Annotated in this window: 11 protein-coding genes and 1 pseudogene; 5 read left to right on the top strand and 7 right to left on the bottom strand. The window is 74.8% G+C overall.

All coding sequences use genetic code 11. The features are described from left to right. Positions 1 to 109 precede the first annotated feature (109 nt). Genes ACH0A8_RS09370 through ACH0A8_RS09360 form a run of 3 tightly spaced genes read right to left on the bottom strand, consistent with a single transcriptional unit; the run spans position 110 to position 3,316 of the window. A complete protein-coding gene (locus ACH0A8_RS09370; protein ID WP_406907054.1) occupies positions 110 to 817 on the bottom strand; it encodes a response regulator in 708 nt (235 codons plus the stop codon). Next, positions 799 to 2,067, bottom strand: a complete 1,269-nt coding sequence (locus tag ACH0A8_RS09365; protein WP_406907053.1) for a sensor histidine kinase — start codon at positions 2,065 to 2,067, stop codon at positions 799 to 801. Before ACH0A8_RS09365 ends, ACH0A8_RS09370 begins: the two co-directional genes overlap by 19 nt. Positions 2,068 to 2,077: 10 nt before the next feature. Next, positions 2,078 to 3,316, bottom strand: coding sequence for an MFS transporter (locus tag ACH0A8_RS09360; protein WP_406907052.1), 1,239 nt, complete (start codon positions 3,314 to 3,316; stop codon positions 2,078 to 2,080). Positions 3,317 to 3,339: 23 nt separating this feature from the next. On the opposite strand from ACH0A8_RS09360, the gene ACH0A8_RS09355 reads away from it, so the two are divergent. After that, complete coding sequence (locus ACH0A8_RS09355) at positions 3,340 to 3,894, top strand: TetR/AcrR family transcriptional regulator (protein WP_066656095.1); 555 nt, start codon at positions 3,340 to 3,342, stop codon at positions 3,892 to 3,894. Between the two features lie 105 nt (positions 3,895 to 3,999). Here ACH0A8_RS09355 and ACH0A8_RS09350 read toward each other — a convergent pair whose 3' ends face one another. Together ACH0A8_RS09350 and ACH0A8_RS09345 are read right to left on the bottom strand one after the other, a co-directional pair. After that, the gene (locus ACH0A8_RS09350) at positions 4,000 to 4,671 is read right to left on the bottom strand and encodes a peroxiredoxin-like family protein (RefSeq protein WP_406907051.1); all 672 of its coding nucleotides are present in this window, start codon (positions 4,669 to 4,671) and stop codon (positions 4,000 to 4,002) included. 199 nt (positions 4,672 to 4,870) lie between these two features. Next, complete coding sequence (locus ACH0A8_RS09345; RefSeq protein ID WP_066656091.1) at positions 4,871 to 5,332, bottom strand: RimK/LysX family protein; 462 nt, start codon at positions 5,330 to 5,332, stop codon at positions 4,871 to 4,873. Positions 5,333 to 5,400: 68 nt separating this feature from the next. Here ACH0A8_RS09345 and rimK point away from each other — a divergent pair, with 68 nt between their 5' ends. From rimK to ACH0A8_RS09325, 4 genes are all read left to right on the top strand, one after another. Continuing rightward, a complete protein-coding gene (gene rimK, locus ACH0A8_RS09340; protein WP_406907050.1) occupies positions 5,401 to 6,579 on the top strand; it encodes a 30S ribosomal protein S6--L-glutamate ligase in 1,179 nt (392 codons plus the stop codon). A 68-nt stretch (positions 6,580 to 6,647) separates the two neighbouring features. Next, positions 6,648 to 7,721, top strand: coding sequence for a 3-oxoacyl-ACP synthase III (locus ACH0A8_RS09335; RefSeq protein WP_066658652.1), 1,074 nt, complete (start codon positions 6,648 to 6,650; stop codon positions 7,719 to 7,721). After that, complete coding sequence (locus ACH0A8_RS09330) at positions 7,718 to 10,477, top strand: alpha/beta fold hydrolase (protein ID WP_406907049.1); 2,760 nt, start codon at positions 7,718 to 7,720, stop codon at positions 10,475 to 10,477. Before ACH0A8_RS09335 ends, ACH0A8_RS09330 begins: the two co-directional genes overlap by 4 nt. Continuing rightward, entirely contained in the window at positions 10,474 to 11,448 is a 975-nt protein-coding gene (locus ACH0A8_RS09325; RefSeq protein ID WP_400430448.1) for an NAD-dependent epimerase/dehydratase family protein, read from the top strand. The genes ACH0A8_RS09330 and ACH0A8_RS09325 overlap by 4 nt, the downstream gene beginning before the upstream one ends. A 27-nt stretch (positions 11,449 to 11,475) precedes the next feature. Here the strand turns inward: ACH0A8_RS09325 and ACH0A8_RS09320 are convergent, their stop codons facing one another. Both ACH0A8_RS09320 and ACH0A8_RS09315 read right to left on the bottom strand, forming a co-directional pair. After that, entirely contained in the window at positions 11,476 to 11,889 is a 414-nt protein-coding gene (locus tag ACH0A8_RS09320; RefSeq protein WP_251155789.1) for an MFS transporter permease, read from the bottom strand. Continuing rightward, positions 11,886 to 12,442 (bottom strand): annotated as a pseudogene (locus ACH0A8_RS09315) (hypothetical protein); the annotation flags it as partial. The gene ACH0A8_RS09320 and the pseudogene ACH0A8_RS09315, both read right to left, overlap by 4 nt.

The raw sequence follows: 12,442 nt of genomic DNA, 5'->3' as shown, positions 1-12,442 counted from the left end.
CGGTCCTCGCCGACGTCTCGACGCTACGGTCCGGGAGGCGCTGCCCACCTCCGGCGGGAGGCGGGACTTCCCGACGCCCCGGCTCCACCGCGCGGGGGAGCGGGGTCCGTCAGGCCGCGGAGGAGACGCCGTGCTCGAAGGCCCACACGACCGCCTGGATGCGGTCGCGCACGCCGGTCTTCTGCAGGACGTTCGACACGTGCGTCTTGACGGTCGCCTCGCCGACGAAGAGCGCGCGGGCGATCTCGGCGTTGCTGCAGCCGCGCGCGAGCAGTCGCAGGACCTCGGCCTCGCGTTCGGTGAGCCCCGCGGCGGCGATGGCGGCCGCACCGTCGTCGACCGGGGACGCCGTGTGGCCGGCGTGCGCGGGGCAGGTGGGGCCGTGCCCGCCGGTCGCGCGGCTGATCACCCGGCGCGTGACGTCGGGGGCGAGCAGGGCGTCCCCGGCGGCGACCGTGCGGACGGCGTCGATCAGCCGTTCGGGGGAGGCGTTCTTCAGCAGGAACCCGCTCGCCCCCGCCTCGAGCGCCTGGAACAGGGCGTCGTCGTCGTCGAACGTGGTGAGCACGAGCACCGCCGGCGGGTCCGGGAGCGCGCCGATGCGTCGTGCCGCCTCGAGCCCGTCGACGCCGGGCATCTGGACGTCGAGGCACACGACGTCGGGTCGCAGCGCGACGACCGCGTCGACCGCGGCGCCGCCGTCCGGGGCCTCGCCGACCACGCGGAAGCCCGGCTCGGACTCCAGGATGACGCGGAAGCCGGCACGCACCAGGTCCTGGTCGTCCGCGAGCACGATCGTCAGGTCGTCGGCAGCCATGCCCGTACCAGGTACCCTCCCCGGGCGCGGGGCCCGATCTCGATGCGACCGCCCACGGCGGCGACGCGCTCCCGCATGCCGACGTGGCCCAGCCCGCTGCCGCCCGGGTCGCGGACCGCGCCGGCGCCGTGTCCGTCGTCGGCGACCTCGACCTCGATGCCGTCGTCGAGGTACCGCAGGCGCAGGTCCGCGCGGGCGGTGGGGCCGGCGTGCTTGACGACGTTCGTCACGGCCTCCTGCGCGATGCGGAACGCCACGGCCCCGACGGTCGGCGGCACCGAGCGCTCGTCACCGACCACGACGAGCCCGGCGTCCCGGCCCGAGGAGCGGACGGCGTCGACCAGCTCCGGCATCCGACTGAGCCCGGCCGTGCTCGGCGCGGTGTCGGTCGCGCTCGCGCCGGGGTCGTCCTCGCGCAGGGTCCCCAGCATCCGGCGGAGTTCCTCGACCGCGGTGCGTGCGCTGTCCTCGACCACCGTGAGCGAGGCGGTCGCCTGCTCCGGGTCGCGGCCGACCACGCGTCGGGCGGCTCCGGCCTGGACACCCATCAGCGACACGTGGTGGGCCACGACGTCGTGCAGCTCGCGGGCGATCCGCACGCGCTCGAGGGTGATCGCCTGGGCAGCCGTGCGCTCCCGTTCGGCGGCGAGCTCCGCGGTGCGTTCGGCGAGGTCGTGCTTGGCCACCGCGGCTGCCCACGCGCGGTTGCCGGCGTACCAGGCGCCGCCGAAGTACAGCACGTTGATGAGGATGTTGACGAGCGAGTACGCGATGTACGGCGGGATCAGGGCGTCGTCGTCGTTCGGCAGCGCGTTCGGCACCGCCCACCCGAACGAGAGCGCGAGGAACACCCACGCGAACATCCCGCCGATGATCACCCAGCGGACCACCTCGGCGCGGATCCGGTCCGAGCACCACGCCCCGACCGTGTACAGCGCGATGAAGAGGGTGAAGTTGACGAGGATGATCTCGGGGACGTGGAGCAGCTGTGTCGCGGCGAACGCCAGCGCGGACACGACGGCGACGGTCATCGGCCAGCGGCGGCGGAACGCGATCGGCGCGGCGTTCGCGACCACCATGAGCGCCGACACCCACCACGGCGCCTGGTCGTCCTCGTAGACGCCCGCGGCGCCGTACAGCGTGGTCGTGACGGCCAACCCGACGCCGAGCACGAGCGCGAGCAGTGCGTCCTGCCGGTGCTCCCGCGGTCCGACGGGCAACCGGGCCCACCCCTCCCTCGTCCACCCCATGCGGGCAACGCTACCGGGTGGGCGCCGCCGGCCGCAGGTCCCGCCGGGCGACGACGAGCGGTGTGGTGGCAGCGACCGCCACGACGGCGGCTGCCGCGGTGAAGGTCGTCGCCGTGCCCGCGGGCCCGACCAGCACGCCGGCCGCCGCTGCCCCGAGTGCCTGGCCGGCGACGAGCACCACGAAGAGCAGCGCGGTGCCCGCGGCCGCGTGGCCCTGGTCGATCTCCGTCGTCCAGGCGATGAGCGCGCCCGTCGCCGCGGTGTAGCCCCACCCGAACAGCGCGCACGCCACCAGTGCGGCCCCGACGACGTGGGGCAGCAGCCCGAGCGTGAGCACCGCGACGGCGGCGAGCGTCGTCGTCAGCAGCCACAGGCGGGCAGCGGGCAGCCCGCTCGTCCACCGTGCCGTCACCGCGACCGAGGCCCCGCCGACGCCGAGCGCGATCCAGGCGACGACCGTCAGTCCGCTCGGCACGCCGGCTCCGACGAGCGCCGAGCGGCCGTAGGTCCAGACCGCCGCCGAGCCCGCACCGAAGAGCAGCGCCACCACGACCGGCACGACCTGTGCGCCGAACCACGACCGTCCCGGGAGCGCCGCGCGGAGCGCGGGGCGCCGGGGCGCGGAGCGCCGGACCGCGGGGTGCCGGAGTGCGGAGCTCTGAGCCGGGGCGGAGCGCGCGTCCGGTGCCCCGCGCCCGGCCGCGAGGAACACCACCGCACCGACCAGCAGCGTGACCACGCCGGCGGCGGCCCAGGCGGTGCGCCAGTCCGGCAGCAGCAGGAGCGCGAGGACCCCGGCCGCGACGAGCCCCGGGCCCGTCCCGGAGTTCACCACCGCCTGGGCCCGGTCGCGAGCGGCGCCGTCGAGCCGGCCGGCGACCAGCTGCACCATCGCTGGCGACGCCAGCCCGGCCCCGGTCGACGCCACCACGGCGGCCACCCCGAACACGACGGTCGTCGCGCTCGCCGCCGTCGTGATCGCGCCGAGGCCTGCGGTGAGCGCCGCGACCACGACGAGCCACCGGGCGGCGCGGTCGGCGAGCAGGAACCCCACGACGGCACCGGTGCAGTACAGGACCGAGGCGCCCGAGGACACCGCACCGCCGACGTCCGCGCCGAAGCCGAGGTCGCGCTGGACGTCCGGCAGGAAGAGCCCGAACGCCAGGCGCACCAGGCCGTAGGTCGCAGCGACGAGCCCCAGCCCGCTCGCGAGCAGGACGGAGGTCGGTAACGAAAACGATCGTTTCACTTCTGCGACCCTAGGCTGGCTGCATGGCGATGCGTCCAGGGACCGAGCAACGGGTGCTCGACGCCGCCGAGGAACTGTTCTTCACCCGCGGGATCGCGGCGACCCCCGTCGACGCGGTGCTCGAACGCGCGGGGGTGTCGTCGGCGACGCTCTACCGCGGGTACCCGAGCAAGGAGGCCCTGGTCGCCGCGGCGCTCGACCGACGACACGACGACTGGGTCGCGACATGGGACCGTGCCCTCGAGCGGGCGACCGACGACCGCGGCCGCCTGCTCGCCGTGTTCGACGCGCTCGACGAGTACCGGTCCACCCCGACGGGCTCCCGCTGGTGCGCCTTCCTCGGCACCGCTGCCGAGTACGTCGATGCCCCGGAGGACCTGCGCGCCGTCCTCGACCGCGAGACCGACACCCTGCGACGGCGGCTGACGGAGACGGCTCGTCCGCTCGTCGGCGACCGTGCCCCGGCGCTCGCCGAGCAGCTGCTGCTCGTCGTCTCGGGTGCGCTGGCGATGCGCCTGCGCGACCCCGCTGCGGACTCCGCCACCGCACGCGCGGTCGCGTCCGCACTCCTGCCCTGACGGCCGCGCCGCGGTGCGGTCGGGAGGCGCGGTCCGGGTGACGGACGTCCGTCACCCGGCCCGCGCCTCCCGTCCGCCCCGGTCGGCTCCGCGCCGAGCGGCCGGTCAGGGCGCGGGGACCACCAGGGCGTCGACCGCGGTCAGCACGTCCGCGACCTCGGTGCGCGTCGTGTAGTCGACGTGCACGTCAGCGGAGCGGACCACGCCGTCCGCGTCGATCACGAAGACCGACGGGAACGGGATCGCCGCGGTGTCGTCGGCGTTGCTGTCGGCGACGTCGAACCCGAGCTGCGTGTGCGCCGCCCGCGCGGCTGCGCTCGGCTCCGTGACGATGCCGAAGCGTCCGGCGAGCACGTTCTCCGGGTCGGTCAGCACCGGGAACTCCAGCTCCCCGTTCGCGATCGACTGCTCGGCGGCCTCCGGCGTCTGCGGCGAGACCGCGACGAGCTGGACGCCCCGCTCCCGCAGCGCCGGCAGGAGCTCCTGCTGGTAGGTGCGCAGCGTGATGTTGCAGTAGGGGCACCAGGCGCCGCGGTAGAAGACGACGACGGTCGGCGTGGAGCCGCGGACGGCGGCGAACGACGTCTCGTCGCCGGTCGGGGTGACGAGTCGCGCGTCCGGGGCGGTCTCGCCGACACCGACGACCCCGTCGGGCACCCCCGAGGCGCGCAGGTCGGCCTGCTCGCCGTCGAAGACCGCGGACAGCTCCGGGCCGATCTGGGTGGTGAAGCCCTGGTTGAAGTCGTCCACCTGGCGGGCGATGGTCTGGTCGGTCACGTCGGTCTCCTCGGGTCCGGGACGCCGGCGACTGGGCCGGTGCGTGGAGCGTAGGCACGTCACCTCGGCGGGGGAACGGGCGTCGTCACGGAGCGTCATCCGGGCTGCGGAGCGCGACCCGAGCGGCGGACGGGAGGCGCGGATCCGACCCGCCCCGCGCCTCCCGTCCGCCGTGGTGCGGAACGCGCGGCCCCGCGCCTCAGGCGCGACCGCGGTTGCGCCGCCGGATCTCCTTCGGGGCCCGGCCGGCCATGAACGACCGCGCGGGGTCGACCAGGAAGCCCTGGCGCAGCGCCTCGCGGCCGACGAGCATGCGGAAGCCCATCTGGTCGCGGTTGCTCAGCGTGACCTCGGCGTCGATCGTGCGACCCGCGAGCGTGATCGGCGTCAGCACGACGATGCGTTCCTGCGTGTGCCCCGTCGAGCTCCGGACGATCCGTCGGTCGTGCACGTCGCACTCGTGCGTGACGGCGTCGGCGTCGGTGTCCTGCCACGGGTGCACCGAGAAGCGGACGCGGTCGCCGGGGAGCTCCTCGAGGTCGAACGCGTGCAGTGCCGAGCTCCGCGCCCCGGTGTCGAGCTTCACCTTGATCCAGGGCAGGTCCAGCCCGGGCAGGGCAGCCCACTCACGCCATCCTGCGATCGTCGGGTTCCGGGCCATGTGCCCATCCTGTCGCATGCTTTGATTGAGCGTCGCCGTCGACGTCTCGACCCCGTGGAGCAACCCCGATGAAACTCGCCATCCTGTCGCGCGCCCCGCACGCGTACTCGACGCAGCGTCTGCGTGCCGCCGCGGTCGATCGCGGCCACGAGGTCAAGGTGCTGAACACCCTGCGGTTCGCCATCGACCTGTCCGGGGACGAGCCCGACCTGCTCTACCGGGGCAAGCTGCTCAGCGACTACGACGCCGTGCTCCCGCGGATCGGCAACTCGATCACCTACTACGGCACCGCGGTGGTGCGGCAGTTCGAGCAGATGGACGTCTACACGCCGAACACGGCGACGGGCATCACGAACTCGCGCGACAAGCTCCGGGCGAACCAGATCCTGTCCCGCCACCACATCGGCATGCCCGCGACCACGTTCGTGAACAGCCGTGCCGACGTCCGCGGGGCGATCGACAGCGTCGGTGGGGCGCCGGTCGTCATCAAGCTGCTCGAGGGCACGCAGGGCATCGGCGTGATCCTGGCACCCGAGGCGAAGGTCGCCGAGTCGATCGTCGAGACGCTGCACTCCACGAAGCAGAACGTGCTCATCCAGGCGTTCATCTCCGAGAGCCGGGGCCGGGACATCCGTGCGCTGGTCGTGGGGGACCGGGTCGTCGCTGCGATGCGTCGCAGTGCCTCCGGCGACGAGTTCCGCTCGAACGTGCACCGCGGCGGCACCGTCGAGAAGGTCACCCTGAGCCCCGAGTACGAGGAGGCGGCGGTGCGCTCGGCGCAGATCATGGGGCTCCGCGTCGCGGGCGTCGACATGCTCGAGGGCAACGACGGACCGCTCGTCATGGAGGTCAACTCCTCGCCGGGGCTCGAGGGCATCGAGCGTGCGACGGGTCTCGACGTCGCCGGCGCGATCATCGACTTCATCGGCAACCAGGTCGCGTTCCCGGAGATCGACGTCCGTCAGCGCCTCAGCGTCTCGACCGGCTACGGCGTGGCCGAGCTCCTCGTGCACACGAACGCGGACCTGGTCGGCAAGACCATCAAGGAGTCCGGGCTCTGGGACCGGGACATCACGGTCCTGACCCTGCACCGCGGCGCCTCGGTGATCCCGAACCCCCGCAGCGGCGTCGAGCTGCAGGCCAGCGACCGCCTGCTCTGCTTCGGCAAGCTCGAGGAGATGCGGTCGATGATCCCGGACCGTCGGCGTCGCCGGTCGAAGGTCCGCAAGCTGCCGAAGGACACCTGACCGGTGCCGCCCAGCGCACCCGGATCGCACATCCAGGTCGGATGCGGAAGTATGTGTCGGTGACGATCATGACGGAACGACCGGTCGACCAGTCGACGAGCAGCGAACCGGAGCGCCCCGGCAACGCCACGGCGAAGCACCAGAACGTGTCGCTGCTGTCGGTGGCGACGACCGTCGCGGACCGTGTGACGACCTCCGCGGACATCGAGGCGAAGCTCCGCGGGGCGCTGCGTCGGCTCCGTCTCCCGACCGGTCTCCTCGAGCGCGTCGCCGGTGTCACCGAGCGCCGCAACTGGGGCGAGGGGCAGACCTTCCAGGACGCCGCGATCGACGCCGGCCGTCGCGCGATGGCCGAGGCCGGCATCCGCCCGGAGGACGTCGGCCTGCTGATCAACACCTCGGTGACCCGTCCGCACCTCGAGCCGAGCGTCGCCGTCCGCCTGCACCACGGGCTCGGGCTGCCGACGTCGGCCATCAACTTCGACATCGCGAACGCGTGCCTCGGCTTCGTCAACGCGATGAGCGTCGCCGCGGGCATGATCGACTCCGGGCAGATCAAGTACGCGCTCATCGTGGACGGCGAGGACGCCGACCAGGTGCAGCTCAACACGATCGACCGCCTGAACCAGGGTGGTCGGAACCGCAAGGACTTCATGAGCGAGTTCGCGAGCCTGACCCTCGGGTCCGGCGCCGCGGCCGCCGTGCTCGGCCCGTCCGACGTCCACCCCGAGGGGCACCGCATCATCGGCGGCGTCACCCGCGCGGCGACGCAGTGGTACGACCTGTGCGTCGGCAGCGTGGACGGCATGTTCACCGACGCGAAGATGCTGCTGAAGGGCGGCATGGAGCTCGTCGTCGCCGCCTGGACCGAGGCGCGTTCGCACTTCGACTGGCAGGACATGGACCGCTACGTGCTCCACCAGGTCTCCGACGTGCACACGAACGCCTTCGTCGAGGCCATCGGCATCCCGCGCACGAAGGTCCCGACCACCTACCAGCGCTACGGCAACGTCGGCCCGGCGTCGATCCCGATCACCCTGGCCGACGAGGTCGACCGCGGCGGCATCACCCGCGGTGACCGCGTCTTCCTGGGCGGCGTCGGCTCCGGCATCAACACGGCGATGATGGAACTGCGCTGGTGAGGTCCGGCCTCCCGCGCGTCGCTGCCAGCACGGCCCCGGCGACGCTCCCGCCGCCCCTGCCCGGACTCGACCCGGCCTGGTCCCGTCTGGTCACCGTCCCCGCGTCGCCGGACGGCCGGCCGGGAGGCACGCACCACCCCGCGCGCACCTGGCACCTCCTCGACACGGCCGGTCAGCTCGAGGCGCTCGGCGTCACCCCGGTCGGCACCCTGCTCTGCGTGCACGGCAACCCCACCTGGTCCTACCTCTGGCGGTCCGTCGCGGCCCGCACGCTCAGCGTCGTCCGGGCCGGTGGCCCGACCTGGCGCGTGATCGCCGTCGACCAGCTCGACATGGGCTTCTCGGAGCGCACCGCCGACCAGCACCGTCTGGCCGACCGCGTGCGCGACCTCGGCGCCCTGACCGACGAGCTCGGACTCGCCGGACCCGTCGTCACGCTCGGGCACGACTGGGGCGGCGTCGTCTCGCTCGGCTGGGCGGTCGACCACCCCGACCTCGTCGTGGGCGTGGCGACGTGCAACACCGCCGTGCACCAGCCCGACGACGCCCCGATCCCCGCACCGCTGCGGCTGGCCCTGCGTCCCGGCGTGCTCGGTCGCGGCACCGTCCTGACGCCCGCGTTCCTCGAGACGACGCTCGCCATCGCGCACCCGACGCTCGACCGGCCGACCGCCGACGCCTACCGGGCGCCGTACCGCGGAGCAGCCCGCCGCGGGGGCATCGGCGGGTTCGTGGCGGACATCCCCGTCGACGCCGCGCACCCCAGCGCGACCGAGCTCGACCGGATCGCGGCCGGTGTCGCGGCGCTCGAGGTCCCGGCGCTCGTCATGTGGGGACCGCGTGACCCGGTGTTCCTCGAGCGGTACCTCGACGACCTGGCCGACCGGTTGCCGCACGCCGACGTGCACCGCTTCGAGGGTGCCGGTCACCTGCTGCCGGACGACGCCGACGTCGCGGGCACGGTGCTCGACTGGCTCGGCGACCGCCTGCCGGACGGGCACGCGCCCGGCGGTGGCGAGTCGAGCCTCCAGGCCGACGCCCGGACGGCCGACGCCCGGACGGCCGACGCGAGCGACGCGACCGGCGCGACCACCGAGGGCCCCGCGACCGACCGACCGCTCTGGGCAGCCCTCGACGACCTCGCGGACGACGCGAGCCCGGCGCTCGTCGAGATGGCCGCTCCCGGCGGCCCGCGGACGGTCTCGTGGCGGCTGCTCGCCCGCCGTGTCCGCGAGGTCGCCGTCGGTCTCGCCGACCTCGGCGTGCGTCCCGGCGACCGCGTCTCGTTGCTCGTCACGCCAGGGGCCGACCTGACGGCCGTCCTGTACGCCTGCGTCCGGATCGGTGCCGTGGTCGTCGTCGCGGACGCCGGCCTCGGTCTGCGCGGGCTCACCCGTGCCGTCCGCGGCGCCCGGCCGGACTGGGTGATCGGGGCGCTGCCCGGTCTCGGAGCTGCGCGCGCACTCGGGTGGCCGGGTCGACGCATCGCGACGGTCGCGCTCCCGGCCCCCGCGCGAGCGGTCCTCGGCGTGGAGCACACCCTGACCGAGGTCGCCCGACGTGGCGCCCGACGACTCGCAGCCGGAGCAGGCCTGCCCGCTGCACCGTCGACGGACGCACCCGCGGCCGTCCTGTTCACCTCGGGCTCGACCGGTCCGGCCAAGGGCGTCGTCTACACGCACGGGCAGCTCACCGCGGTGCGGGACGTCCTCGCGGCGCAGTACGGCGTCGGCGTCGGCACGGGGCTGGTCGCCGGCTTCGCGCCGTTCGCCCTGCTCGGTCCCGCCCTCGGTGCCCGGTCGGTGGCCCCGGACATGGACGTCACCCGTCCGCGCACGCTGACGGCGTCGGCGGTGGCCGACGCGGTGGCCGCCGTGGACGCGACCGTGGTGTTCCTCTCACCCGCAGCGCTGGCGAACGTCGTCGCGACGGCACCGGCGCTGGCGGCCGGCGACCGCGATGCCCTCGGTCGGGTGCGTCTGTTCCTGTCCGCGGGGGCACCGGTGCCCGCCGCGCTCCTCCGGGCGGCCACCGACCTCATGCCGAACGCAGCGGCGCACACGCCCTACGGCATGACCGAGGGCCTGCTCATGACGGACGTCGACCTGGACGGCGTCCGGTGGGCGGGTTCCGCTCCCGACGACGGCATCTGCGTCGGTCGACCGGCGGTCGGTGTGCGCGTGCGGATCGCGCCGCTCGACGCCGACGGCGCACCGACCGGAGACCTCACGGAGCAGGCCGGCGTCACGGGCGAGGTTGTCGTCGCGGCCCCGCACGTCCGCGACCACTACGACCGACTCTGGCGCACGGACCGCGTCTCGCGGCTCGGGGTCGACGACCCGCGCGGGCACCGCACCGGCGACGTGGGGCACCTCGACGCCGACGGGCGCCTGTGGATCGAGGGCCGGCTCCAGCACGTCGTGACGACCCCGCACGGTGTCGTGACACCCGTCGGACCCGAGCAGCGCGTCGAGCGCGTCGACGGCGTCGGCCGTGCCGGCATCGCGGGCACCGGACCGTCCGGCACCCAGCAGGTCGTCGCCGTGGTCGAGACGGTCCCCGCGGCCCGGCGTCCCGGCCTCGCGTCGGCCGAGCTCGCCGCCGCCGTCCGCACCGCCGCCGGGGTCCCGCTCGCCGCGGTGCTCGTCGTCCCGGTGCTGCCGACGGACGTCCGGCACAACTCGAAGGTCGACCGCGCCCGGCTGTCGCGATGGGCGACGACGGTGCTCGGCGGCGGCCGGATGACCCGCCCGTGAGGGTCCTGGTCACCGGTGCCAGCGGCTTCCTCGGTCGGGCGACCGCCGCTGCCGTCCGGGACGCCGGGTACGACGTCCGCACGTTCCAGCGTCGGCCGTCCCAGGTCGACGGTGTGGAGGACTCGCTCGGCACGATGACGGACACCGCTGCGGTCGCGCGCGCGGTCGAGGGCGTCGACGCCGTGGTGCACCTGGCGGCGAAGGTTTCGCTCGCCGGGGACCCGGCCGACTTCGCGCGGGTCAACATCGCCGGGACGAGCGCGCTGCTCGACGCCGCGCGGGCCGCCGGGGTGGGGCGCTTCGTCTTCGTGTCGTCGCCGTCCGTGGCGCACACCGGGTCGTCGCTGGCCGGCGCCGCTGCCGACCCCGCCGAGCCGATGGCCGCCCGCGGGCACTACGCGCGGACGAAGGGCGCCGCGGAGCTCCTCGCGCTGGCGGCCGACGAGCCGGGCTTCGCGGTCGTCGCCGTCCGCCCGCACCTGGTGTGGGGACCGGGCGACACGCAGCTGGTCGGACGCATCGTGGACCGGGCACGTGCCGGTCGGCTGCCGCTCCTCGACTCGGGCGCCGCGCTCATCGACACGCTCTACGTCGACAACGCGGCCTCGGCGATGGTCGCTGCGCTCGAGCACGCGGCGGACGACGCCGTGCACGGCAACGCCTACGTCGTGACGAACGGAGAGCCGCGGCCGGTGGGGGAGCTCCTGGCGGGCATCTGCACCGCGTCCGGCGTCCCTGCACCGCGGCTGCACGTGCCCGCCGCCGTCGCCCGTGCAGCCGGGTCCGTGGTCGAGGCGGTGTGGCGTGTGCGTCCGGGGGCGGACGAGCCGCCGATGACGCGGTTCCTCGCCGAGCAGCTGTCCACCGCCCACTGGTTCGACCAGCGACGGACGCGCCACGACCTCGGCTGGTCCCCGACGATCACGATCGACGAGGGCCTGGCCCGCTTGGCGGCCGCCGCCGGACACTGACCGGCCGTCGGTCGGGTGGGCGGACCGTCAGCCGGTGAAGCGCTGCCAGAGCTCGGTGACGATCGGCCACACGTCGCCCGCGCGGTCCGCCGAGGCGATGGCGATCGTCACCACGGGGTAGGCCGTGACCGCGAGGCTGACCAGGACCGCGAGCACGACGGCGAACACCGACGTGACCGTGTGCCGTCGGGTCAGCGCCCAGAGCAGCAGGGCGAGGACCACCACCAGGCCGAGCACGGTGACGAGGGCGATCCGGACGAACGGGAACGGCACGAGCCCCGCTGTGGTGGCGGTCACGCCGCCGAGGAACCCGACGAGCGGCAGGTACCCGCCGAGGGCCACGGCGAGCACCAGCACGATGCCGATGCCCGACGTGGTCCAGACGCCGCGCGGGCGAGGACGCCGGGCGGTGGTGCCCCGGCGTCCCGCCCACGCGGTCATCGCTGTGCCTCGCCGTCGCCGCTGCCGCTGCGGTGGGCGGCGGCCTGGTCGTGGCGGGCGTCGGCCTCGTCGCGGACGACGTCCGCGGCGTGCTCGATGCGGTCGGCCGCCTCGTCCAGCGCGTCGGCGACCTGCTCGTCCGCGGCGGGTGCGCTCTCCACCGACGGCTCGTCGGCGTCGGTGCTGCCCTCGCGACGTGCACCGTCCGCTGCGTCCTGCGTCGCGGTCACCGCGTCCTGCGTCGCGGTCGCTGCGGAGTCGGCGGCGTCCGAGGCCGCTGCGCCCGCGTCGGCCGCGGCGTCGGTCGCTGCCGAGGCAGCACCGGAGGCACGGTCGCGGACCTCCTGCGAGGCGTCCGCCGCGGCGTCCTTCGCCGCGCTGACGGCCCGCTTCGCCGCGTCGCCGGCGTCGGAGGACTTCTCCGCGGCACGCTCCGCCGCGTCGGATGCGGTCTCGCGCGCCGTGTCGACGGCGACGGCCGCCTTCGCCCGCGCGGTGTCCACGGCGTCGGACGCCCGCTCGCGCAGGTCCCCCGCGGTCTCCCGTGCCCGGT

Source organism: Curtobacterium sp. 179-B 9B NHS, from assembly GCF_045370965.1.
GTDB lineage: Bacteria > Actinomycetota > Actinomycetes > Actinomycetales > Microbacteriaceae > Curtobacterium.
This window is presented reverse-complemented; position numbering and strand designations above follow the sequence as displayed.